The following is a 22,745-nucleotide window of genomic DNA, read 5'->3' on the forward strand; positions in this document are numbered from 1 at the left end:
TGAAAATACATTCGCGAGAAACTATGAGCCAATTGGTGATCGAGAAGTGAAGAACAACAAGCAATGAGCGAAGGTTTAATGTTCAGCTTGTTTGGGAGTGGGGGAGAGGAGAACAGATCAAAAATAAAAAAAGCTCTACCGGATAGAGCGTAGAGCTTTTTTATAGGGGTCTTAATAGTGCTAGGTATTCATTGAGTTACGAGGTCGCGTTTGTGTCTAATCCACCCTGGATCTGCGCCTGTCTTAGAGCTTCCTGCCTTTGAACTTCTTTCTCAGTTAATACTGGTCGAAGCGTTTCCTCAGAGGCTTGAGGAGAGAAAATGAAATATTTATTAATCGTCATAACTGTGTCTCCGTGTAACGTATGACAGATTCTGCATCAAGGATAAATTGTGATCATCATCCACTTTGTACTTTTGTTAGGCTGAGAGCGGAGGGCGTAGAATGCGTACAAAGCGATCTCTTATCATCCGTATGCAATGTTGAACTGACGAAACCCTCTGTTTTCAAGTATAGGAAGCGCATCTAATTTCGCACAATAATGATTTAGAGCAATTACATACATGGTCAGGGGCGTAAGATGAAAACCCTCGCTACTGACTCTGTGCTCGTATTTATTTAACGATGTATCACTTATCGACATAATAATTAAGTCAGTAAATCAATTACTTAATCCATGGTGAGATGAATTATGGAAAAGCTTGTAGAACGTTTTCTGAATTACGTTACTTTTGATACCAAATCCGATCCTTCTAATCAGCAATGCCCAAGTTCACCGGGTCAAATTACCTTTGCTGAAGCCTTAAAGTTAGAATTGGTGGCATTAGACTTAGTTGATGTGTCTTTAGATGACAATGGATACTTGATGGCGAAACTGCCGTCGAATGTCGATTACGATGTGCCTGCGATTGGCTTTGTGGCGCACATGGATACCGCTCCTGACGCATCAGGCGCCAACGTGAAACCACAAGTGATTAAAGATTACCGAGGTGGAACGATTGAATTAGGGGAAAGTGGCGAGAGTTTGAACCCAAGCCAGTATCCAGATCTTGATTCTTTACATGGTCACGACCTGATTACGACTGACGGCACAACTCTGCTTGGTGCCGACAACAAAGCGGGCATCGCTGAAATCATCAGTGCAATTGCTTACCTGAAAGCGAATCCAGACATCAAACACGGCGACATCTGCATTGGTTTCACGCCGGATGAAGAGATTGGTCGCGGTGCGAACCTGTTTGACGTTGAAAAATTTGGCGCCGAGTGGGCGTACACCATCGATGGTGGCCCAGTAGGGGAGTTGGAATTTGAGAACTTCAATGCCACGAGCGCCGATGTTATCTGTCATGGCGTGAACGTTCACCCGGGCACCGCAAAAGATAAAATGGTGAACTCGATGAACATTGCAGCGCAATTCCAATTGATGATGCCTGCGCAAGAAACACCAGAGTGCACAGAAGGTTATGAAGGCTTCTACCACCTGAAATCGGCGGAAATGGGTGTGGCTCGCTCTGAACTGGGATACATCATCCGTGATTTTGAACGTGAGGGTGTAGAAGCGCGTAAAGCATTCATGCAGCAGAAAGTCGATGAGCTGAATGAGCGCCTTGAGAAAGGCCGTGTTGAGCTGGTGCTAACCGATAGCTACTTCAACATGAAAGAGATGGTTGAACCGCATCAACATATTATTGAATTGGCCAAGCAGGCGATGATTGAGTGCAATGTCGAGCCAATGGTTAAACCAATCCGAGGTGGTACAGACGGTGCTCGCTTATCTTTCATGGGGCTACCATGTCCGAATATCTTTACTGGCGGTTACAACTTCCACGGTATTCATGAGTTCATTACCATTCAAGGCATGGAGCAAGCGGTAAAAGTGATTGTTGAACTGTCACAACGTACAGCAACGCATTACCAAAAATAGAACATCAGAGCGTTATATCTCTTTGTATTTTTGAGAGTATTCAATAATACTCTCTTTAAGCATAAGGGAGTACGCGATGAAAAAGTTAGTTTTACTTTGCACCCACTTAGCCGTGGGTGCTGTTGGTTTTGGGCTAGGTGTTTACGCATTGCCTATCTTGATTGAGCCTGATTCTCCTTCCTCAAGTTCTGTTGAAGCGATCAGTGAGCAGGCTATCTACACGGGCGAGTTCACTAAAGATCGACAAGACAGTGACTTCTTGCACTGGGGAGAAGGCATCGTCTCAGTATCCGAAAGTGCGATCGCTTTTGAAGGTGAATTGGCGCCGGGACCTGATTACAAGGTTTATCTCTCGCCTAAGTTCATTGAAACCGAGCACGCTTTCAATGACAGCAAGAACGAGTTATTGAGAGTCGGAGATGTGAAAACATTCGACCGCTTTATGGTTGAGCTTCCCGAAGGTACTGATCTTAATCGATTTAATACGGTTGTGATTTGGTGTGAAACTTTTGGCCAATTTATTACTTCTGCCAAGATAAAATGATAGCCTTACCAATAGCTGATTTAGGCACGTAAAAAAGCGCTCTATTTTTGAGCGCTTTTTCATAGCGAAGTCTCCGCTAATCGTTGTAAAGCTCGTCGTTGTAATGCTAAGGAATAAGTAATGGAAAAAGTGTGGCAAGTAATTGATTTTCTACTCGCTCATAAGTTTATTTTTAGTGCGTTGATTATCACTATTATTTTAATCATTCGCCGAATCACCTTATCTCAAATAAGAGGTGATGTTGCTTTCCTTAGTGAAGACCAACGTAACTGGATGTCACGAACCAAAAACGGCACATTCGCGATTATTGTTGTGACGTTATTTGTGCTGTGGAAATCCGAAATCAGCGAGTTTGCGCTATCTGTCACGGCCATTGCTGTTGCGATAGTAGTGGCTTCAAAAGAGATCATTTTGTGTTTCACCGGTTCTATTCAGCGTGCGAGTTCTCGTTCATTTAGAATTGGCGACTGGATCGAAGTGGGTAAAATCAGCGGTGAAGTGATTGAGCACAATCTGATGGCGACCGTGATTCAAGAAATCGATTTGTATCATGGGCAATATCACTTCACTGGCAAGACAGCCACGCTGCCTAATAGCATGTTCTTCACTTATCCGGTTAAGAACCTCAACTTCATGAAGCGTTATGTTTATCATAACTTTTTTGTGACGGTGAAAGACTTTGTAAACCTATACCCTATGCTGTCGGGTCTTATTGTGAAAATTGAAGAGCATTGCGAAGAGTTTATCGATGTTGCTCGCCGTTACAACGGTGTGATCGAAAAGCACGCTGGTGTTGACCTTCCGGGTTCTGAGCCTCACATCCATATCACAAGCAGTTCGACAGGTGAGCAAGAAGTCCATTTTATGATTTTCTGTCCAACCGAGAAGGCGGTTCATCTAGAGCAAGAGATTCGTAAAGATTTCATGGAAGCATACGCTGAAGCATTTCCTGTCAGTGCTTAATCCTGCAGTCCGCTGAGCCCCAAACAAAAGAAAGCCGAGAGCGATAATATCGACTCTCGGCTTTTTTGTTCTAACTATCTGTTCGTTTAATCTAGGTCAGCCAGTGGCAACCAATCGACTTGTACACCAGCTTGTTCAAACATATCTTGGCTCACTTTGATTTTGTCTCCCCAGCGAGAAAGAAAGTCTTCACTTTGCTCTGGGCAGTGAACCGCAGAAATACCGGTTTGGATGATTTTCGCTGCGCAGTTTGGGCAAGGGAAGTGAGTCACCCAGATTTCACAGCTGTCCAAATCACGCTTGGCGAATAAGATCGCATTTTCTTCAGCGTGAAGTGTCTTGAGGTACTTCATCTCTCTGTCATCAGTATCCGCACTATCAGACACGCCATGTGGGTAGCCATTAAAACCAACAGAAACAATGCGGTTGTGCTTAGTGATTACGGCGCCGACTTGAGTTGAAGGATCTTTACTCCAAGAACCGACCAATTCCGCCATTTGATAGAAACGTTTAGCCCATTTTGAAATCATGAGAATTCCTTAACAATTAAATGTGAATGCTTATCTGTCTGACAATACATTATGTTAGACAATATCCATAGAGAACAAAAGCTGAGAGATTGATTTACTTAGGAATTGTAGCGTGTTTGTAATCACTTTATAAGCACTTGGTTTCAATTAACATATTGATACACTTTGGCCAGTTATAATTGATATTCCTCGGACATTTGAAGCAATTGTGTTACGTAACTTTTATGCTGTTCAAATACTAATAAGTGACGGTATAACCATGCGTAAAAAGTTGATCCTTACTGCTCTTGCAAGCTCTCTTATTCTTGCTGGATGTGGGCAAGATGCTCAGAATGCCAAGCAAGCGCCTTTACCTCTCGTAGCTGTACAGGATGTTAGCGTCGTTTCTCACCAACAAAGTAAGTCGTACATCGGTCGTATTGAAGCCGTTGAAGACACGGCAATTACTGCACAAGTTTCTGGCTACCTGCAAAGCCGCCATTTCAAAGAAGGCCAAATGGTCGAGAAGGGGCAATTGCTTTACTCAATTGAGCCTTCATCATTTGAAGCAGAAGTAGCAAGCGCGAAAGCGGCTGTTGCTCAAGCGAATGCCAACCTTAAAAAAGCCGAACTTGATTTCAATCGTGGTAAGAACCTACTTCCGAAAGGCAGTATCTCTCAATCTGAATTCGATGCATTAACCGCAAACTTGTTAGGTTCTCAAGCACAGCTTGAAGCAAGCCAAGCACAGCTTAATGCTGCGAATGTTCAGCTTTCTCATACCAAAATCATCGCGCCTTTCTCTGGCCGTATTAGCGATACCAAAGTGAGCACGGGTGATCTGGTTTCGCCGTCTTCAGGTGTACTGACGACTTTGGTTAGCCTAGACCCAATCCACGCATCGTTCAGCATCAGTGAGCGAGAGCGTATTGAGCTGGGTATGGACCGCATCGAAGGCGATGGCAGTAGCGACTCTGCAGGTGTTGAAGTTCAGATCATGCTTGAGAACGGTGAAGCGTTCGAACATCTAGGTCAGCTTGACTTCTTGGGCAACCGTATCAACCTTAATACTGGTACGATCGCGATGCGTGCGATTGCTGATAACCCGAATCAGCAACTACTTCCAGGCCAACACGTTCGCGTTGATCTACGTGAAAAACAACCTATTGATGTTGTGACTATTCCTCGTCGTGCAGTGCAAACCGACCTCGAAGGCGACTTCGTGATGGTATTAGTTGAAGGAGAAGCCGAACCCGTTGCTGAGCGCAGAAACATCGAGATGGGTCGTCAGGTTGAAGGTGGTGTGATTGTTCATTCCGGTCTGGAGAAGAATGACACAGTGATCACTCAAGGCTTACAGCGTGTGCGTAATGGTATGTCCGTTCGCATTCAACCTGCTGCTGAAAAAGCTGAGTAAGGGGCTTATTTATGTTGAGTCGTTTCTTTATTCAAAGGCCCAAGTTTGCCCTTGTCATATCCATAATCTTAACGCTGGCGGGTGCGATTTCTCTCGCTATCTTGCCAGTGGCGGAATATCCAAAAATCAGCCCGCCTTCTGTAAGTGTTACCGCATTCTACACAGGTGCAAGTGCTGAAGTAGTAGAACAGGCGATAGCCGACCCCATAGAAACGTCGGTTAACGGCGTTGAAGATATGATCTACATGTCTTCTAAAAGCGCTAACGATGGTTCATACAACCTTAATGTGACCTTTGATGTTGGTACTGACCCAGATATGGCTCAGGTCAACGTTCAGAACCGAGTTGCTCAAATCGAATCGAAGCTTCCGCAAGAAGTTCGAATGGTGGGTGTCACCGTTAAAAAGCGTTCACCAGACCTTTTGATGGTATTGAACTTCTATTCGCCAAACGGTGAGTACGACGATCAATTCTTGATCAACTACGTTAACCTAAACATTAAAGACCAACTGGCTCGTGTGAAGGGCATCAGTGAAGTTAACGTGTTGGGTGGTGGTGAATACGCGATGCGTGTTTGGTTAGATCCTGAGAAAATGGCTAACCTCAATATCACCACTTCAGACGTGAATCGCGCGTTGGCAGAGCAGAACGTTCAAGTTGCTGCAGGCCGTATTGGTGCTGCACCTTATAACAACGCACAAGAAGTACAATTCAACTTGGTAACAAAAGGCCGATTAGAAACAGCTGATGAGTTTGAAAATGTTGTTCTTCGTGCAACTCAAGACGGTTCAACGGTTTACTTAAAAGACATTGCACGTGTTGAGCTTGGTAAAAAGTTCTACGACGGTAATGGTAAATACCGTGGTCAAGATGCGTCGATCGTAACGCTGTCACTTCAATCAGACGCTAACGCGCTGGAAAGTGGCAAAGCTGTGATGGCGATGCTGGAAAACTTAAGCAAGAACTTCCCAGAAGGCGTGGCGTATGAAGCAAGTTACGACACTACACTGTTTGTTGCTGAGTCGATCAAAGGGGTAGTAAAGACCTTAATCGAAGCCATCTTGTTGGTTATTGCGGTAACGTACCTGTTCTTGGGTAGTGCGCGTGCAACCTTGATTCCTGTAGTTGCGATTCCGGTATCTTTGATTGGTACGTTTGCCATCATGCAGATGACGGGTTTCACCATCAACACGGTAACCCTGTTTGGTTTGATACTAGCGATTGGTATCGTAGTAGATGATGCGATCTTGGTTATCGAGAACGTTGATACCACAATGGCTAAAGACCCAACCATTTCACCGCGTAAAGCCACGCTTATTGCGATGAAAGAAGTAACGGGGCCGATCATTACGTCGACCTTGGTTCTACTTGCGGTATTCATCCCTGTTGCAATGCTTCCTGGTATTACTGGCATCATGTACCGTCAGTTCGCTCTGACTATCTGTATCGCGGTTGTTATCTCTTCAATTAACGCATTAACGCTATCACCTGCATTGTGTTCACTGGTTCTTAAGCAGGGTGGTGGTAACACGGCGCGTTGGTACCAAGCATTTAACCGTGGTCTAGAGTCTGTTACTAACAAATACGGTCAAGTGGCTGGCTTCTTAGTTAAGAAAGGCGTTCTGCTGTTCACTTTCTTCTTTGTGGCTTTGGCGGCTGTGACTTATTTTGCGAAGACAACGTCTACGGCGTTTGTACCTCAAGAAGATAAAGGCATTTTGCTGGTTAACGTTCAGCTTCCTGACGCGGCATCCTTGTCTCGAACCGAAGAAGTGACTAAGCAGCTGCTTGAAATGGTTGAACAAGAGCCGGGTGTTGATGGCGTAACACTGGTTAACGGCTACGCATTTATGACGGGCGCTTCTGCGTCGAATGGTGCGTCAATGTTCATCAAGCTTCACGATTGGGACATGCGTAATGCACTGGATGGTCAACACTCTGCTCAGGCTATCTCACAGCGTATTAATGGTCGTGCTGCGACTGAACTTCCTCAAGCTGTCGTGTTTGCGATGGGGCCTCCTGCAGTTCCGGGCATGGGGGCCGCGTCTGGTTTCGAGTTTGTACTTGAAGATACGCTAGGCCGAAGCCGTACTGATCTTGCTATGGTGATGAATGACGTGATAGCTGAGGCGAGCAAACAGCCTGAGATTTCACACACATTCAGTACTTTCCGTGCGAACGTACCTCACTACTATGTCGATATTGACCGTGAGAAAGCGCAGCAATTAGGTATTCCGTTGTCGGAAATTTTCCAAACACTACAAGGTAACCTTGGTTCGTTGTACGTGAACGACTTCACCATGTTTGGTAAGAACTTCCGCGTAACCATGCAAGCTGACAGTGAACACCGTAGCAGCATGGACGACCTACAACGATTCCACGTTCGTTCGTCTAATGGCGAGATGATCCCGTTAAGCACATTGGTGACTTACGATCAGATCTTCGAACCAGATGTAGCATGGCGTTACAACATGTACCGCAGTGCCGTGATTCAAGGTCAACCTGCAGAAGGTTACTCAAGTGGTGATGCGATTGCGGCAATGGAACGCGTAGCTGCAGAAGTATTGCCTCAGGGGTATCAGTACGAATGGACAGGCATGGCTTACCAAGAAGTACTAGCAGGTAACCAAGCGATCTTTGCTTTCGCACTGGCTCTGATCTTCATCTACCTGTTTATGGTGGCTCAATACGAGAGTTGGACAATTCCGATTGCGATTATCCTCGTGGTACCTGTCGCAACCTTAGGCTCCTTCTTGGCATTGAATCTAACGGGCACTCCGCTGAACCTTTATGCACAAATAGGTTTGGTTCTCTTGATAGCCTTGGCCGCGAAGAACGCAATCTTGATTGTGGAATTCGCAAAGGTAGAGCGTGAAGAGAAAGACGCACCGATTGAAGATGCAGCGGTGAAGGGCGGTACACTGCGTTTCCGTGCTGTGAACATGACGTCTTGGTCGTTCATCTTAGGTATCTTCCCGCTTATCTTCGCTGCGGGCGCAGGTCACGTGAGTCAGAACTCTCTGGGTATTTCACTGATCGGCGGCCTGTTATGTGTATTACTGGCGGGTACGTTCCTAATCCCTGGCTTCTACGCATTCGTGCAACGTAAGCGTGAGAAAGCACACGGTGGTAATACCAAGCTGGTTCCGCTTGATGACGAATAGAGGATTGAGTGTCTTGTAAGATTCGTCTCTTACAAGACCAACCCTCGGAAAACTAATTCCTTGTAAAAACTAAGGTTTAGCATTGCGCTAAGCCTTTTTTTATTCCACTTATGAATAAAAACGCCTTTTATATAAACAAATGTTTGTCATGTGATAGAGCTAACACTCTAATTTGGGTTTTGTAATAAAATGATGTTTTATTGGTAAGTATATGTTTAATATGATTTTAACAAGGTTCAGCTAACGGTTGTATGCTCGAAAACATTTGCACAATAGTGTGAAGTGTTTCAAAATTACGAAGTTATATTGAAATTTTTTGTGCATTGAGGTTCTTATGAAAGTCATTGATTTATTTAAACACCGAGGCGATAGCATGTCTTCGCAACACTCAGAGTTTATGCAATGGATGTCTCCAGCTCTTAGAGATTACTGGGGCGACTTTCTTAATCGTACGCAAAATAGCCATTTCTTTGCGTGGGTTCGTGATCACCACAAACCTGCTGTCAATGAAGATGCACCAGAGATGCCGGTGGAACAGCCGATCGTACTTAAGCCAGAAGCACAACTTGTGTTTGATGAGCTTAATCAACAGATCGGTGAAGTCATCCATACTGGCGACTGGATCAATGTAAGTCAAGACCGTATTAACCAGTTCGGCCTTGTTACTGAAGATATGCAGTGGATTCACACTGAGCCTGAAAAAGCGGAAACAGACTCTCCGTTCAAAACAACCATCGCACATGGTTTTTTAACTTTATCTCTGCTTCCTCGATTGACTGACAGTGTTGACCCTGACAAGTCTCAATTCCCAACAGCGAAGATGGTCGTAAACATTGGTCTTAACCAAGTACGTTTCCCATACCCTGTTAAATCGGGCAGTAATGTTCGTGCTAAAAGTACGCTAACAAAAGTAACGCCAATTAAGAAAGGCCTAGAGATTGAACGCGAAATTCGCGTCGAAATCGAAGGTATTCGTCGTCCTGGCGCTGTGATCGTTTCAGTGATTCAACTTCACTTCTAAACGAACCATATAGATTCCAAAAAAAAGAGAGAGCTTAATGCTCTCTCTTTTTTTTCATAAGATAAAACTCACTCACTTATTTAATGCGAGTGTAGCCGTACTCTTCGATAAGGTCTTGCCCTTGCTTTGACTTCACGAACTTGATGAAGTCTTTGCTCTCGTCAGAAACTGAGTCTGTCTTGTGCAGCAACAAGAATGGGCGAGCCAATTCATAGCTGTGGTTAGCAATGTTCTTAGATGTTGGCTCTACGCCTTCAAATGTAATTGCTTTAATCGAACGGTCGATTGAACCAACAGAGATAAAACCAATCGCGTGTGGGTTATGGTTAACAATCGTTTTAACCATGCTGTTGCTGTTTACAACCAAGTTATTTGGGTTGATGTCAGACACTAGACGGTCATTAATGATCTTCGTTAAACCAAGCAAGCTTTCGAAGCTATAGCGTGAGCCAGAAGACGCTTCGCGAGTGACAACTGCGATAGGCTGATCTGCGCCACCCACAGCTTTCCAGTTCGTGATTTTGCCTTTGTAGATATCGAACAGCTGCTCACGTGTAACGTTGCTTACAGCGTTTGAGCGGTTAGTTACTACAGCTAGGCCGTCAAAGGCAATTGGAAATACCTTCAACTTCTCGTCTTGTTCGCGGTCGGTTAAATAACGCGAGCTCATACCGATGTCAGAGACACCTTTATTAACCATGGTAATACCTGCTGTAGAACCAATGCCCTGAACCGCAATATAGTTATCAGGGTGAGTCTTGTTGTACTCCTCAGCTAATACATCCATCACTCGTGATACTGAAGTGGAGCCCGAAATAGTGGTTTCTTGTGCTAAAGCAGCATGAGAAGACAGGGCTAAGGATAAAAGAGAGGCAAGCGCGACTCGTAACATAAACAACTCCTAGTTAATAACATTTGTCGCATATGATAGGTCGGTTATATGACACTTTTGTGAAATTCCATACTCTCGATGTATAGCTGTTCGCTTGATGAGTCGTAGCTTTCTGGGTTTCCGAAAGCAAGATTCGTTTCTGGGAGCAGGGCAGGTATTTTGATTACGCTTGTTCGCTAAAATGTTTGTTGAGTCCTAAGCTAAGTAGAGGAATTCACTACTTAGAAGTTTCTATGAAGTTACAAGGGGTGTTATGTCCGTCATTCATATCGAGCTGAATCGTCTTTTAATTGGGGCCGAGAGGCTCTGTACATCTCGAAATCGAAGTTTACCTGTCGAGCTAGGCAAATCCCTATATGAAGAGTGTGAGGGTGGTGTGCTGTTTTCTCAGGCGCATTATCTACTCGACTCATCTCACAGTGATTATACAAACGAGATCGTCTGCGTGACTTTTGATGAGTCGCTGTCTTGTTGGTTAGTGATGGTGCCGCTTGAAGGGGATGTCGAAACCGACTCTGTGAATTGGGGGCCGTATCCGTACCTTCCTAAATCGAAGGATCTTGATGCTATTTTGGCGGAAATAGAAAAAGACCCTAAATCGTACTTCTGGTCATAGTCACTCTGTTTTCACGTTTGCTGGTGGCCTGCTCGCAAAGCTGAATCAATGAGTATCAAAACTCAACCACTGAATCCCAAAGCCAAATCATCTCATCCCACACCCAAGTGGCTTAATATTGAAGCCACTTGGTTTACACCAGTTCCCAACTAAGACGTCCACATCAATCTATCGCTTTGTTTCTTTAAACTTGCGGCTTTACGCTCTGCAGTTGTGCTTGTGCCACTAGCGATCGGAAGTCTTTTGGTGTTTTTCCGTGATACGTTTTAAAGGCCGTGCTGAAGTGAGCGGCACTTTTAAAGCCTGACTCATACGCGATTTGAGTGATCGACTTATCCGATGTTCTTAGCTGAGTGGCTGCATGAGCAATACGTTTTATCTTTAATAAGTTTGAGAACGACAGATCTTCAGCCGATAAGCGACGTTTAAGCGTAGCCGGTGACATTCCCATGTAACTGGCGAGCGTATCCAAAGAGATATTGTTTTCAATGTTTTGCTCGATGTAATGAATGACTCTTTGGGTCACGGTTAACCTTGAAGCTCGAGCAATAATAGCCAATAGAGCTGGGTACTGTTCCACCATCAAAGACAGCAAACTTAAGCCTAATTGAGTGAGTGCGTAGTCATTCTGAGAAGAAGAGTTGGCCAGTGACATGATGAGATCTTTCAACTGACAGAGCTCAGTATCCGTTTGATTGAACTTAATGTACTTGTCTGGGATTCGAGCGGACTCTAAATCGCTGAACTGATTAATGAACTTTTGAAAGATAGCCAAATCAAAATCTAAGCAGGTTGCGCTGAATTCGCCATTTTCAGTGTTAACCGTGATGTCTTTAATCTGACCAGAATTGTAAAGGGTGAAATCTCCCGCTTGCAACGAGGCTTGAGTACCATTGGGCAACACAAAAGAAATGCTGCCTTTCGACACTATAAAGATACCGTTTTTAGAGGCAGGATAACGTTCTCGTCTCCTGGGAATGAAGTTTCTGAACTGAGTAACTGTGATTGATGACATAGTGAGCTTCTTTGACGTTGTAAATTGATTGCTTATTGATTGTTTTTTTTAAGTATTGTTTAAGCATGAGACATTTACAAAAAAGGCGCTAATAATTAGCGCCTTTAGAAGTGAACCTTTGAAGCTTTTGACCTTGATAGCTTTGACCTTGAAAGCCGTAACCTTGAAAGCTGTAGCTGTTAAAGCCTTTAAGCTTCGGTTTCGTTTGTCGTTTCAGGCTCGCTAGGCAAGTCCGCAAATACTTGAGTAGGTTTTGCTACTAAGTTACGGTTTTCCTGATTAACTTCAGAGAGAACTACTTCTAAAACGTCTCCCAGTTTGTATACCATTTCTTTATCGATAGATACAGTACCCATATCACCGTTGCACTCTATTCTTTCTTTATTATTAAGAATGAGAGATCCAGGGATAAATGCAGCAGCACCATTTTCAAGTAAACGTACACGCATACCTGCACGGTTAATATCGAAAATCTCAGCTTGGAAACGAGTTTCTTCTGCTGGAGCATTGGCTAGAGTGCGAGCATACAACCAATCGCCAACATTACGCTCAGCCATGCCGTGGTGACGGCGGTGCAGGGCAAGTTCATCACCGATAGTTTCATCTGGTGTTTGAATTGGCGCTTTACCTAAGATGTGTGCTTTAAGCATACGGTGGTTAATCATGTCGCCATATTTACGAATTGGAGAAGTCCAAGTTGCGTAAATATCTAATCCCATCGCGTAGTGCGGTGCAGGCTCATTGCTGATCTCGCTATACGCTTGGAATTTACGAATACGGTTGTCGTAGTAGCTGTTATCTAAAGAACCTAACCAACGACGTAGAGTAGCAAAACCTTCTAGAGAAATGATTTGCTCTTCAGTGAACGGCGTTTCCGCTTGCGGGTTTACCAGTTCAAGAACGTCGGAGATTTTCTCAGCCTTGAAACCAGAATGGCAGTTAAACACACCTTGGTTGAAGCTCTCTTTTAGTACTCGGCCCGCACAGATGTTCGCGCTGATCATTGATTCTTCAACCAGCTTGTTTGCGCTACGACGCATGTCAGCGTGGATAGCGACAACATCGTTATCTTCGCTCAGTTCAAAGCGGTAGTCAGGGCGATCTGGGAACACAACAGCGTTTGCTGAGCGCCATGCTGAACGTGCTTGAGCAAATTGGTGAAGATCAGAAACAATTGCAGCAATCTCTTCTGATGGTTGCCATTTCTCTGATGCACCTGTTTCTAGCCAGTCTGATACGTTGTCGTAAGCAAGACGAGCATGAGATTTGATGTTTGCAGCGAAGAAGTTAATGTCATCACCGATAACGCCATCTTTAGATACCGTTACTGTGCAGCAAAGTGCAGGACGAACTTCGTTCTCGATCAGTGAACATAGGTTGTCAGCAAGATCACGAGGCAACATTGGGATGTTGCGACCAGGAAGGTAGATAGTGAAACCGCGCTCGCGTGCCACTTTATCCATCGCATCATCTGGAGAGATGTAAGCCGTTGGATCAGCAATTGCGATAGTCAGTTCAAAATCACCGTTCTCTTTCTTCTTCGCGTAAAGCGCGTCATCCATATCTTTTGTGCTTTCGCCATCGATAGTCACAAAAGGGACGTGCGTCATGTCTACACGTTCAAGATCGGCGTCATCGTTGATTAGCCAGTTGTCGATGCCTTCAGGCTCGCTGTTTGGTAGATCGTTTTGTGCCAGCGTTACCCACCAAGGTGCAATCTTGTCGTCAGCGTCTGTGATTTTCTCAGAGATCTGAGCCAAGAAACCATTGTCACCTTTTAATGGGTGTTGAACGATATGAGCAACAACCCAGTCACCTTCTTTAAGCGTTTCAGGGTTTAGACCCTTCATTGCTTTCGCTTTAAGTTGCAGTTTTTTGAGCTGCGGGTGATCAGGAACAACGTTCAATCGGCCTTTGAAAAGCTTAACTCGTGCAATAAAGCGAGTAAGACCTTGTTCAACCAATTCCTCAGGCTCTGCTACTTCGCGCTCTTTCTCTGTGCGAATGATGGCAATCACCTTGTCACCGTGCACACATTTCTTCATGTACGGAGGCGGGATAAAGAAGCTTGTTTTGCTATCAACTTCGAGAAAACCAAAACCTTTTTCAGTGGCTTTGATGGTACCTTCCTTTTTAGGGAGGGTTTCTTGGATTTGCTGCTTGAGCTGAGCGAGTAGAGGATTATCTTGAAACATTTTGACTTTTATCTATCGAGGACAATTGAGCACACTATAATCATTGCGAGGCTTGATTACTACTTAAAGGCGAAGTGAGCGTTAATTAATTGCCCTCTTATTTAACTAGGTCAATTTGCTAGGAGATGGGTGCTGTGGCGAGATATTCATCAAGTTTTGACGATATGATAACCAGTATTGATGTAAAAGCGAAAAATATGTGATGTATTTCAATTTTTTCTGGATTTTTTTATGCATTTAGGGAATAATCCGCCTCCCTTAGACGTCCCTAATGGCTTGAAGTGTTTTATTACTGCTTCGTAACTCTGAATGGAATCAGTATCTGATTGGATCAGTATTGGAATTGATAGAGCTCCCGGGACCTTTTGTTTACTTATATATAGTGGGATCCCAATGTCCGAATCTGTAATTCAATTTAATGAATTAGCCCTAAACGATAACATTCTTTCAGCTCTTGATAGCATGGGTTTCGTTTCTCCGACTCCAATCCAAGCAGCAGCTATTCCTCTTCTTCTTGAAGGCCGTGACGCACTAGGTAAAGCACAGACTGGTACTGGTAAAACAGCAGCATTCTCTCTGCCTTTACTTAACAAAATCAACCTGAACCAACACAAACCACAAGCAATCATCATGGCTCCTACTCGTGAGCTAGCGATTCAAGTTGCTGCGGAAATCAAAAACCTTGGCCGTGATATCAAAGGTCTTAAAGTTATTGAAATCTACGGTGGTGCTTCAATTGTTGACCAAATGCGTGCTCTAAGCCGCGGTGCTCACATTGTTGTTGGTACTCCAGGTCGTGTTAAAGACTTACTAACTCGTGACCGTCTACACCTAGATGAAGCACACACATTTGTTCTTGATGAAGCAGATGAAATGCTGAAAATGGGCTTCGTAGATGACGTTACTTGGATCCTAGAGCAAGCTCCAGAATCTGCACAACGTGTACTTTTCTCTGCAACTATGCCTCCAATGGTTAAGACTATTGTTGACCGTTACCTACGTAACCCGGCTAGAGTTGACGTTGCTGGTACTAACCACACAGTTGATAAAGTAGCGCAGAACTTCTGGGTTGTTAAAGGCGTAGAAAAAGACGAAGCAATGTCTCGTCTTCTAGAAACCGAAGAAACTGACGCGTCAATCGTATTCGTACGTACTCGTCAAGACACTGAGCGTCTAGCTGATTGGCTATCTGCACGTGGCTTCAAAGCTGCTGCACTGCACGGTGATATTCCTCAGTCTCTACGTGAGCGTACTGTTGATCACATCAAACAAGGTGTTATCGACATCCTAGTTGCAACTGACGTTGTAGCTCGTGGTCTTGATGTTCCACGTATCACTCACGTATTCAACTACGACATCCCATTCGATGTTGAATCTTACATCCACCGTATTGGTCGTACTGGCCGTGCTGGACGTAAAGGTAAAGCGATCCTACTAGTTCGCACTAACCAAATTCGCATGCTTCGCACAATCGAGCGCGTAACTAAGTCTCAAATGGAAGAAATTCAACTTCCTCTACGTGACCAAGTTGCTGCTGCACGTGTTGCTAAGCTTGGCGCTGAACTTGAAACTGAGAAAGAAAGCAAAGCACTAGAAAACTTTGCAGGTCTTATCTCTACTCTTCAAGAGTCTCTAGAAGTTGATGCTGCTACTCTAGCTGCAATGCTTCTTAAGCGTCAGCAAGGTAAGAGCCCACTATTCTACGTTGGCGAAGACCCAATGATCGCTGCTATTGAGCGTGATAAGAACCGTCGCAAAGAGCGTCGTGAAGATCGTGACAACGGCCGTGACGGTGGTGGTCGCAACTTCAATACTCAAGATTGGGATACTTACCAACTACAAGTTGGCCGTGAGCAAGGCGTTCAGGTTAAAGACATCGTTGGCGCACTAGCAAACGAACTTGGCCTAACTAAAGGTTCTATCGGTGCTATCAAGCTAGACCAAGGTTCTACTTACGTTCAACTGCCAAAAGCAATGAACTCTGAAACTGCTGGTAAGCTAAGCAAACTTCGCATTCGTCAAAAAGAAGCTGGCGCTGTAGTTGTTGATTTCAATGACTTCCGTGAGCCTCGTCGTGGCGGCGGCGGTCGTGATGGCAACCGTGGTGGCAACCGTGGCGGTCGTGATGGTGGCGGCTACCGTGGTAACCGTGAAGGCGGCAACCGCGAAGGTGGTAACCGTGAAGGCGGTCGTGGTGGATACCGTGGCAACCGTGATGGTGCTCGCGATGGTAACTCTGCTGGCGGACGTGATGGCGAACGTCGTTTCGACCGTAACCGTGGTGGCGATCACCGTGGTAACTTCCGTGGCGAACGTGGCCATGGTAACGGCAATGGCGGTGGTAACCGTGGTCGTCGTCCAGAGCGCAACGAAGGTTAATCAACCTGTCGCTTAGACGCTTTAGGTCTAGACACTGAATTTAAAAGCCGAGCGTAATGCTCGGCTTTTTTGTGCCTGTTATTTGAACTTAAGCTTTGGTTGGCTCGATATTCGTAGCTAACTTACTTTAATCAAGCTTCGTTCCTGTAACTATGCTTCGTCCATGAAACTAAGCATCGCGCCTAGAACGAATGTTAGTGCCAAAACTTAGCTGTATCGCGTTCTAAGCCTATACCAAAAGAACGTGCTACAAGATGCTGAAACAAAGAGTGAAGGCTATCTAAGCGTCGTTACAGTGCATCTATTCGTAGAGTTGTGCTCGAAGGCAATCAAAATAAGATCAGATCACTATTCTCAACTTCAGTGAGCTTTTTGATGCAAACACTGAGCAATTGAGAAATCGAGCAAAAAGTTATCGGTAATGATAAGCAGACGAAAGGGAAGGGTGGTTGTTTTTCAAGCGGATCACCTGCATTTGTTCGAGTCGCTTTAATTAACTGAATCAAGTTAAAAATAACGTGAGCACTCGTTTGCGTCACCTGTTCATTAATTTTCTTATTCAACTATTTTTTAATTCCGCTCTCGAAATAAATAATTTAATGACCAAGATCAACTTAATTGTGTTCATTTAGTGATTTTTTCAAAACAAAAGTTGAAAGATTCAAAAATTATTGAATAATGGACTTAACTAAAATTGAAGTAAACACTTCATCCAATTCGTACTGAAACAGGATCCATATCCAATGTCTAATTCGTTTGTTCTGGTTATTAACTCGGGTAGTTCATCCCTAAAATTTGCTGTAATCGATTCTGTTTCTGGTGAAGCAGTATTAAGTGGCCTAGGGGAGTGTTTTGGTCTTGAAGATGCTCGTATGAGCTGGAAATTCCAAGGCGAGAAAACTGAAATTGCCATTCAAGGTGAAGATAACCACCACAAAATTGCCATTGGCAAATTGGTTGGCCTGATGGAAGACCTAGGCTTCACGGCTGATATCGTGGCTATCGGTCACCGTATCGTTCACGGCGGTGAGAAGTTCACTCAAACGGTTCGCATTACTGAAGAAGTAACGAACGAAATTGAAAGCCTATCTGACCTAGCTCCACTTCATAACCCAGCAGGTGCTATCGGTATCCGTGCTGCAATTGAAGCTTTCCCTTCTCTACCTCAGTTCGCTGTATTTGATACTGCTTTCCACCAAACAATGCCTCAACGTGCATTCACTGGTGCAATCGCAAAAGAGCTATACACAGACTTCGGCGTACGTCGCTACGGTTTCCACGGCACTAGCCACTACTTCGTTAGCCGTGAAGCTGCGAAGATGGTTAACAAGCCAATCGAAAAATCGAGCTTCATCTCTGTTCACCTAGGTAACGGCGCATCTGTATGTGCTATTAAAGATGGTAACAGTGTTGATACTTCTATGGGCTTCACACCACTTTCAGGCCTAATGATGGGCACACGTTGTGGTGACCTAGACCCAGGCATCATCGAATACCTACTTAAGAAAGGCTGGTCACAAGAGCAAGTATTTAACTCTCTAAACAAGGAGTCTGGCTTCCTTGGCGTGTCTGGTCTTACGAGCGATGCTCGTGGCATCTTAGAAGCAATGGAAGAGGGCCACGAAGGCGCTAAGCTTGCGTTTGAGGTGTTTACTTACCGCGTAGCGAAATACGTTGCTTCTTACCTAGCAACGCTAGATTCTTTAGACGGTATCATCTTCACTGGTGGTATCGGTGAGAACTCTCTACCAATTCGTCGTGAGATCTTAAACAACCTTAAGATTCTAGGTTTCGTTGAAGATGTAGCAGGTAACGAATCTGCTCGCTTTGGTGCTGAAGGGATCATCGCTAAGTCTGAAATGTTAGACGCAGTAGCAATGGTTATCCCAACCAACGAAGAATTCGTGATTGCTCAACAGTCGGTAGAACTTCTGTAATCTGAACTGAAGTCTAAGCAAGAAAAAGACAATCAAAAGCGAGCCCAAGTGGCTCGCTTTTTGTGTCTAGTAAAGATGCGTCTGAATGTTTTAACAGGGGGATAGCCTACAAGGCGATCGTGAAACAGTTTTAGAACAGAGCTTAAATTGCGACTCATCGGGTGATCTGGAAGCGCTAAGGTTATTTAGTCCCTGAGCGGTAGTTTGGATCTGTCCAGCATCGAGGTAACTCTTCCCCTGACATAAACATCAGTTCGGACTTTTTAAACATCTCAGGGTCTTGCTGTTCTTCACCTGCTTGAAACCGACCTTCGATACTGTCTTGAAATAAGTTGGTTAATTTGGTCATTTCAGTTACATCAACGAGGTCACCGGTTTTTTCTCTTTTAGAAACATTTTACCACACGGCTAAGCGGATTGGTGTCGAAAATGAGAGTTATTGGTGGGCAGATCAGTTTGAAAATCTCAGTAATTATCGAGCGCACTAATTAAATACTGGACCTGAGATCTGGCAGCAAACACAGGGGAATATTGATGCTCTAGTTTCAGTGGTGGGGACGGGTGGAACCATTGCCGGAAACTCACACTATCTATCTGAGCAGCAACCCAATCTCGAAACTTGGTTAGTTGACCCAAATGGGTCCGGCATTTATTCGTTTCTACGTAATGGACACTATCAATCAACGGGAAGTTCGTTCACGGAAGGCATAGGGATCATGCGAACGGTTGAAAATTTCAGGCAGGCAAAAATCAATCGTGCAATCACGCTTCCCGATCAGGATTTGGTGACGATATCCCGCCTTGTTGCGGAACATGACGGTATTCTTCTAGGAAGCAGTTCGTCGTTGAACGTAGCAGGTGCGCTATACGCTGCGGCTAGAATGGGGAAAGGGAAAACCATCGTTACATTTAGCTGTGACCTTGCTGAGCGCTCGTATTCGAAGCTGCACAACGAAACGTTTCTGAAAGAAAAAGAGATACAGCTTAATAAAGAAAACCTCTCTCAACTATGGGCTCGTTATCAAGCCGAAGATGGCAGCATGGTCGTCAACGTATAGTCGCTTTAAGTTAGTAACAGCCAGTGGTCTGCCAGCTCTTTCGTTAGCGCTGAACATCCGGTTAGAGCTAAACATCCGTTAGCACCAAATCCGGCACTATTGCTTGTTATTAGGGTAGTGAATCACATTATGAAATACGGCGTTTCCTTCACCGATATTTTTGTAGGCATGGGTCTGGTTGGCATTGAAGCGAACGGCTTGTCCTGCGCGTAACGTATGCCACTCATCATCAAACATCACGGCCATCTCTCCTGAAATGCATAAGATGTGCTCAGTGACGCCTGCGTTATGTGGGGCGGATTCATGCTGGTAATCGGGTGCTAGGGTGAGTTCGAATATTTCAAATCCTAGTGCTTCCTCAAAAGGAAACAACAAACTGACGAAAAAGCCAATGTTGTATTCCTCATGTCTTAGTTCGTTTGCATCTCTGAATAAACTCGTCAGTTCACTGTTTGGGCTAGCCGCGATAAAGCTCGAAAGTGACACCTCAAATCCAGAAGCTATCTGCCAGAGCTTAGCGACTGTCGGGCTGGATTCTCCACGTTCAATTTGTCCTAACATTGCTTTACTCACGCCTGTTGCTTTCGCTGTTTTGTCTAAGCTCCAGCCTTTTTCTTGGCGAAGGCGTTTCAAGTTAACGCCGACTTTAATTTCTGTTTGCATATTTTCTCTACAAGTTTTTCAAAAATTAGTTGTGCGTTATAGCGCACGGGTGCTAAGTTCAGTCTATGGACGTTATAACGCACACAGGAATAAATTAACATGACTAAGCTAAAATTTTCTCACGTCAGTACCGGCTTTATCGCTGTTTTCATTGGTTATGCGAGCGCCGCGGCGATTATTTTCCAAGCGGCAATGAGTGCTGGAGCAACCGAAGAACAAGTGGCGTCATGGTTTTGGGCGTTGGGGGTTGGCATGGGCGTAACCACAATACTGCTCTCGTTTCATTACAAGAAGCCTGTGGTTACAGCGTGGTCGACGCCTGGAGCGGCGTTGTTAATCACATCTCTTGAAGGGCTGACAATGAATCAGGCAGTAGCCGTGTTTTTGTTCAGTTCGATGTTGATCACGTTGGTTGGATTGGTGGGGATATTTGAGAAAGTCCTAAAACAGATCCCAACATCGATTGCCTCAGCGATGCTCGCGGGGATTCTATTGCAATTCGGTTTGGGTTTGTTCACGTCGCTAATGGAAGAGGCACAAGTCGTAGCGGTCATGCTCGCTGTATTTATTCTGGCGAAAGCGCGGTTAGGAAATTTACTGATCCCAAGCATTTTCATCATCGCATTGGTCATGTGTGTGGGTTTTGGCAAACTCGATGTTAGTCAGGTGACTATGGGATTAACGACCCCAGTGTTCATTTCGCCCGATTTTGAGTTCTTTTCGTTGTTTAGTGTTGGTATCCCATTGTTTATAGTGACGATGGCTTCACAGAACTTACCGGGATTTGCGGTTCTAAAAGCGAATGGATACCAAGTTGATTCATCGAAGATCATTACCACCACCGGGGTAACAGGTTTGATCTTCGCACCGTTTGGTGGCTTTGCGTATAACCTTGCAGCGATTACGGGCGCTATTTGTATGGGCCCGAATGCGGATAGTAACCCCAAGACACGTTATATGGCTGGGATCTGTATGGGCGGGTTTTACTTGTTAGCTGGTGTGATGGGGATGTCATTTGTGTCGCTGTTTAGCGCCGTACCCTCCGAGATTGTCATTGCGGTTGCTGGCTTAGCGGTGATGCCCACCTTGATGAATTGCCTTGCGGTATCAATGGCAGACAGTCACTACAGAGAACCCGCACTGCTTACTTTCTTATTCACCGCTTCTGGCACCAATTTACTGGGAATCGGTAGCGCATTTTGGGGTTTGTGCATCGGGTTGTTTTGTTGCTGGTTACATAATTACAAAGCTAAGTCGCGTGGAGCAAACAAGACTTCGCAAACTTCGTCGTAATCAAGCTACCCAAGATTAGGATCAGGTTCGCTGTAAATTAGAAACATCAGCAAGTTGTTTGAGTAGTAAGCCCAGTCATACTCGTGACTGGGCTTGCTTACAAAGGAATAAAGCTACTTAACTTCGTATCTCAGTAGCACTTCATTATCGAGAACGACATTTGTCGACCAGATAAAGCTTGCGCCAGCACCACTGAATTTTTCGATAAAGTTCATGTACGCTTTTTTATTGTTCACGCCAATATCGTCTTCTGAATATACCGATGCTAGAGGCCAAGATGTTGAATCGAACTCTTGGTTCATCCAGTTGGTTGGTGTTTCCCAATGAGCGGCGTAGGCATCTTGACCGTGGTCAGTTCCTTCCGTGGTGCAGCTTTCAGAAAGACGCTTCCCGTCCACTTCACTCAAACAAGTCAGGTCATAAATCGGTGAGGTATAAAAGGTTTGTGCTTGCCAGTCTGGACCTGTCACGGTTCCGTCACTAAAGCTCGCGATAAAGCCACCATCACCAGCGTGGTATGCCTTTCCGCGGTTATCTTCGCTGCCAAGACCTAGGTTTTCTTCCCAATCAATCACTTTCACCGCAATCGTGTAAGGCTTCTTCACCTTAAATTTGACGATGTTTGAGTTAAACGGTGTGAAAGGAACGGTGTCTACCGCGATTAACTTGCCGTTGATATAAAGTTCGAAATAGTTATCGGCAAAAATATAACCTGTTATTTCCTCACCGTCTTGATCCACAACAGCTACCGGTACAGAGCTTTGATCGACTTCGGCTAGGCTGCTTGGCGTGGTGTTTGAGCACTCTTCATAAAGATCAAAGGCTTTCGGCCCTGTCGCAAAGTTGTTCTTGGCTGGAACCGTCCAAACCTTTCCTTCTGAGTCCATAATTTCCCCGACGCCCGCCACTCGGCTACGTCCGTTTGCACACTCAAAGAGATTCGATTCAACAGTGGTCGCCACACCTTGAGTAATACTCGCTGAGCCTTGGTAATCACTGATGTTGCTGACCGAAGGCGTGTCTGATGATGGTGAGCAGCCTGTAGCGAGCAAAGCAACCGATGAAAGGGCAAGGGCTTGATATTTTTTGATGATCATTGATTGGGTATCCTAAATGGGTGATTTAAATAAGCGTGGTTCAAAATAAGCCAAGTGC

The 22,745-nt window shown here is 44.8% G+C and carries 18 protein-coding genes and 1 pseudogene; 11 read left to right on the plus strand and 8 right to left on the minus strand.

Features of this window, described 5'->3' with window-relative positions; genetic code table 11:
- Window positions 1-196 precede the first annotated feature (196 nt).
- Window positions 197-343, minus strand: a complete 147-nt coding sequence (locus AB4185_RS15205) for a hypothetical protein (protein WP_017059486.1) — start codon at window positions 341-343, stop codon at window positions 197-199.
- A gap of 348 nt (window positions 344-691) precedes the next feature.
- On the opposite strand from AB4185_RS15205, the gene pepT reads away from it, so the two are divergent.
- The 3 genes from pepT to AB4185_RS15220 all read left to right on the plus strand — a co-directional run bounded on the left by pepT (window position 692) and on the right by AB4185_RS15220 (window position 3,431).
- On the plus strand, window positions 692-1,924 hold the full coding sequence (pepT, locus tag AB4185_RS15210; protein ID WP_017059487.1) for a peptidase T: 1,233 nt from the start codon (window positions 692-694) through the stop codon (window positions 1,922-1,924).
- Between the two features lie 76 nt (window positions 1,925-2,000).
- On the plus strand, window positions 2,001-2,468 hold the full coding sequence (locus tag AB4185_RS15215) for a DM13 domain-containing protein (protein ID WP_017064357.1): 468 nt from the start codon (window positions 2,001-2,003) through the stop codon (window positions 2,466-2,468).
- A gap of 120 nt (window positions 2,469-2,588) precedes the next feature.
- Window positions 2,589-3,431, plus strand: a complete 843-nt coding sequence (locus tag AB4185_RS15220; protein ID WP_017064358.1) for a mechanosensitive ion channel family protein — start codon at window positions 2,589-2,591, stop codon at window positions 3,429-3,431.
- Between the two features lie 86 nt (window positions 3,432-3,517).
- On the opposite strand, the gene AB4185_RS15225 is transcribed toward AB4185_RS15220, so the two are convergent.
- Window positions 3,518-3,961, minus strand: a complete 444-nt coding sequence (locus AB4185_RS15225; RefSeq protein ID WP_004737813.1) for a dCMP deaminase family protein — start codon at window positions 3,959-3,961, stop codon at window positions 3,518-3,520.
- Between the two features lie 259 nt (window positions 3,962-4,220).
- Here AB4185_RS15225 and AB4185_RS15230 point away from each other — a divergent pair, with 259 nt between their 5' ends.
- From AB4185_RS15230 to AB4185_RS15240, 3 genes are all read left to right on the plus strand, one after another.
- Window positions 4,221-5,357 carry an efflux RND transporter periplasmic adaptor subunit gene (locus AB4185_RS15230; RefSeq protein WP_102320732.1) on the plus strand — a complete coding sequence of 379 codons (1,137 nt, stop codon included), beginning with the start codon at window positions 4,221-4,223 and terminating at the stop codon, window positions 5,355-5,357.
- Between the two features lie 11 nt (window positions 5,358-5,368).
- Window positions 5,369-8,521, plus strand: coding sequence for an efflux RND transporter permease subunit (locus AB4185_RS15235; RefSeq protein ID WP_372106317.1), 3,153 nt, complete (start codon window positions 5,369-5,371; stop codon window positions 8,519-8,521).
- A gap of 334 nt (window positions 8,522-8,855) precedes the next feature.
- A complete protein-coding gene (locus AB4185_RS15240) occupies window positions 8,856-9,542 on the plus strand; it encodes a MaoC family dehydratase (protein WP_017059493.1) in 687 nt (228 codons plus the stop codon).
- Window positions 9,543-9,618: 76 nt separating this feature from the next.
- Here AB4185_RS15240 and AB4185_RS15245 read toward each other — a convergent pair whose 3' ends face one another.
- A complete protein-coding gene (locus AB4185_RS15245) occupies window positions 9,619-10,434 on the minus strand; it encodes a phosphate ABC transporter substrate-binding protein (protein ID WP_017064361.1) in 816 nt (271 codons plus the stop codon).
- 253 nt (window positions 10,435-10,687) lie between these two features.
- Here AB4185_RS15245 and AB4185_RS15250 point away from each other — a divergent pair, with 253 nt between their 5' ends.
- Complete coding sequence (locus AB4185_RS15250; protein ID WP_017059495.1) at window positions 10,688-11,050, plus strand: DUF3024 domain-containing protein; 363 nt, start codon at window positions 10,688-10,690, stop codon at window positions 11,048-11,050.
- Window positions 11,051-11,234: 184 nt separating this feature from the next.
- Here AB4185_RS15250 and AB4185_RS15255 read toward each other — a convergent pair whose 3' ends face one another.
- Together AB4185_RS15255 and rnb are read right to left on the minus strand one after the other, a co-directional pair.
- Window positions 11,235-12,065 (minus strand): AraC family transcriptional regulator, encoded by an 831-nt coding sequence (locus AB4185_RS15255; RefSeq protein WP_017064362.1) that lies wholly within the window; start codon window positions 12,063-12,065, stop codon window positions 11,235-11,237.
- A gap of 188 nt (window positions 12,066-12,253) precedes the next feature.
- On the minus strand, window positions 12,254-14,260 hold the full coding sequence (gene rnb, locus AB4185_RS15260; RefSeq protein WP_017059497.1) for an exoribonuclease II: 2,007 nt from the start codon (window positions 14,258-14,260) through the stop codon (window positions 12,254-12,256).
- Between the two features lie 309 nt (window positions 14,261-14,569).
- On the opposite strand from rnb, the gene AB4185_RS15265 reads away from it, so the two are divergent.
- Both AB4185_RS15265 and AB4185_RS15270 read left to right on the plus strand, forming a co-directional pair.
- Complete coding sequence (locus tag AB4185_RS15265; protein WP_081325397.1) at window positions 14,570-16,639, plus strand: DEAD/DEAH box helicase; 2,070 nt, start codon at window positions 14,570-14,572, stop codon at window positions 16,637-16,639.
- Between the two features lie 743 nt (window positions 16,640-17,382).
- A complete protein-coding gene (locus AB4185_RS15270; RefSeq protein WP_017064366.1) occupies window positions 17,383-18,576 on the plus strand; it encodes an acetate/propionate family kinase in 1,194 nt (397 codons plus the stop codon).
- Between the two features lie 181 nt (window positions 18,577-18,757).
- Here the strand turns inward: AB4185_RS15270 and AB4185_RS15275 are convergent, their stop codons facing one another.
- Window positions 18,758-18,925 (minus strand): hypothetical protein, encoded by a 168-nt coding sequence (locus tag AB4185_RS15275; RefSeq protein WP_017062447.1) that lies wholly within the window; start codon window positions 18,923-18,925, stop codon window positions 18,758-18,760.
- 28 nt (window positions 18,926-18,953) lie between these two features.
- Between AB4185_RS15275 and AB4185_RS15280 the strand changes: the two are divergent.
- A pseudogene (locus tag AB4185_RS15280) lies at window positions 18,954-19,634 on the plus strand (pyridoxal-phosphate dependent enzyme); the annotation flags it as partial.
- Window positions 19,635-19,730: 96 nt separating this feature from the next.
- On the opposite strand, the gene AB4185_RS15285 reads toward AB4185_RS15280, so the two are convergent.
- Window positions 19,731-20,297 carry a helix-turn-helix domain-containing protein gene (locus tag AB4185_RS15285; RefSeq protein ID WP_017070515.1) on the minus strand — a complete coding sequence of 189 codons (567 nt, stop codon included), beginning with the start codon at window positions 20,295-20,297 and terminating at the stop codon, window positions 19,731-19,733.
- Window positions 20,298-20,396: 99 nt separating this feature from the next.
- On the opposite strand from AB4185_RS15285, the gene AB4185_RS15290 reads away from it, so the two are divergent.
- Window positions 20,397-21,590: a benzoate/H(+) symporter BenE family transporter gene (locus AB4185_RS15290; protein WP_102333938.1), complete on the plus strand. Its 1,194-nt coding sequence runs from the start codon at window positions 20,397-20,399 to the stop codon at window positions 21,588-21,590.
- Between the two features lie 113 nt (window positions 21,591-21,703).
- Here AB4185_RS15290 and AB4185_RS15295 read toward each other — a convergent pair whose 3' ends face one another.
- Window positions 21,704-22,687: a hypothetical protein gene (locus AB4185_RS15295; protein WP_102333937.1), complete on the minus strand. Its 984-nt coding sequence runs from the start codon at window positions 22,685-22,687 to the stop codon at window positions 21,704-21,706.
- Between the last annotated feature and the right edge of the window lie 58 nt (window positions 22,688-22,745).

Origin of the sequence: Vibrio sp. 10N.286.48.F5, from assembly GCF_041469785.1 — a bacterium.
Taxonomy (GTDB): Bacteria; Pseudomonadota; Gammaproteobacteria; order Enterobacterales; family Vibrionaceae; genus Vibrio; species Vibrio crassostreae_C.

Excerpts from the sequence above, each read along its gene's own strand:
- AB4185_RS15290 (WP_102333938.1), top strand. The coding sequence starts at position 20,397 with ATGACTAAGCTAAAATTTTCTCACGTCAGTACCGGCTTTATCGCTGTT.
- AB4185_RS15235 (WP_372106317.1), top strand. The coding sequence starts at position 5,369 with ATGTTGAGTCGTTTCTTTATTCAAAGGCCCAAGTTTGCCCTTGTCATA.
- AB4185_RS15225 (WP_004737813.1), bottom strand. The coding sequence starts at position 3,961 with ATGATTTCAAAATGGGCTAAACGTTTCTATCAAATGGCGGAATTGGTC.
- AB4185_RS15240 (WP_017059493.1), top strand. The coding sequence starts at position 8,856 with ATGAAAGTCATTGATTTATTTAAACACCGAGGCGATAGCATGTCTTCG.
- AB4185_RS15245 (WP_017064361.1), bottom strand. The coding sequence starts at position 10,434 with ATGTTACGAGTCGCGCTTGCCTCTCTTTTATCCTTAGCCCTGTCTTCT.
- AB4185_RS15270 (WP_017064366.1), top strand. The coding sequence starts at position 17,383 with ATGTCTAATTCGTTTGTTCTGGTTATTAACTCGGGTAGTTCATCCCTA.
- AB4185_RS15275 (WP_017062447.1), bottom strand. The coding sequence starts at position 18,925 with ATGACCAAATTAACCAACTTATTTCAAGACAGTATCGAAGGTCGGTTT.
- AB4185_RS15220 (WP_017064358.1), top strand. The coding sequence starts at position 2,589 with ATGGAAAAAGTGTGGCAAGTAATTGATTTTCTACTCGCTCATAAGTTT.
- AB4185_RS15295 (WP_102333937.1), bottom strand. The coding sequence starts at position 22,687 with ATGATCATCAAAAAATATCAAGCCCTTGCCCTTTCATCGGTTGCTTTG.
- rnb (WP_017059497.1), bottom strand. The coding sequence starts at position 14,260 with ATGTTTCAAGATAATCCTCTACTCGCTCAGCTCAAGCAGCAAATCCAA.
- AB4185_RS15215 (WP_017064357.1), top strand. The coding sequence starts at position 2,001 with ATGAAAAAGTTAGTTTTACTTTGCACCCACTTAGCCGTGGGTGCTGTT.
- AB4185_RS15265 (WP_081325397.1), top strand. The coding sequence starts at position 14,570 with ATGGAATCAGTATCTGATTGGATCAGTATTGGAATTGATAGAGCTCCC.
- AB4185_RS15250 (WP_017059495.1), top strand. The coding sequence starts at position 10,688 with ATGTCCGTCATTCATATCGAGCTGAATCGTCTTTTAATTGGGGCCGAG.
- AB4185_RS15205 (WP_017059486.1), bottom strand. The coding sequence starts at position 343 with ATGACGATTAATAAATATTTCATTTTCTCTCCTCAAGCCTCTGAGGAA.
- AB4185_RS15255 (WP_017064362.1), bottom strand. The coding sequence starts at position 12,065 with ATGTCATCAATCACAGTTACTCAGTTCAGAAACTTCATTCCCAGGAGA.
- AB4185_RS15230 (WP_102320732.1), top strand. The coding sequence starts at position 4,221 with ATGCGTAAAAAGTTGATCCTTACTGCTCTTGCAAGCTCTCTTATTCTT.
- pepT (WP_017059487.1), top strand. The coding sequence starts at position 692 with ATGGAAAAGCTTGTAGAACGTTTTCTGAATTACGTTACTTTTGATACC.
- AB4185_RS15285 (WP_017070515.1), bottom strand. The coding sequence starts at position 20,297 with ATGCAAACAGAAATTAAAGTCGGCGTTAACTTGAAACGCCTTCGCCAA.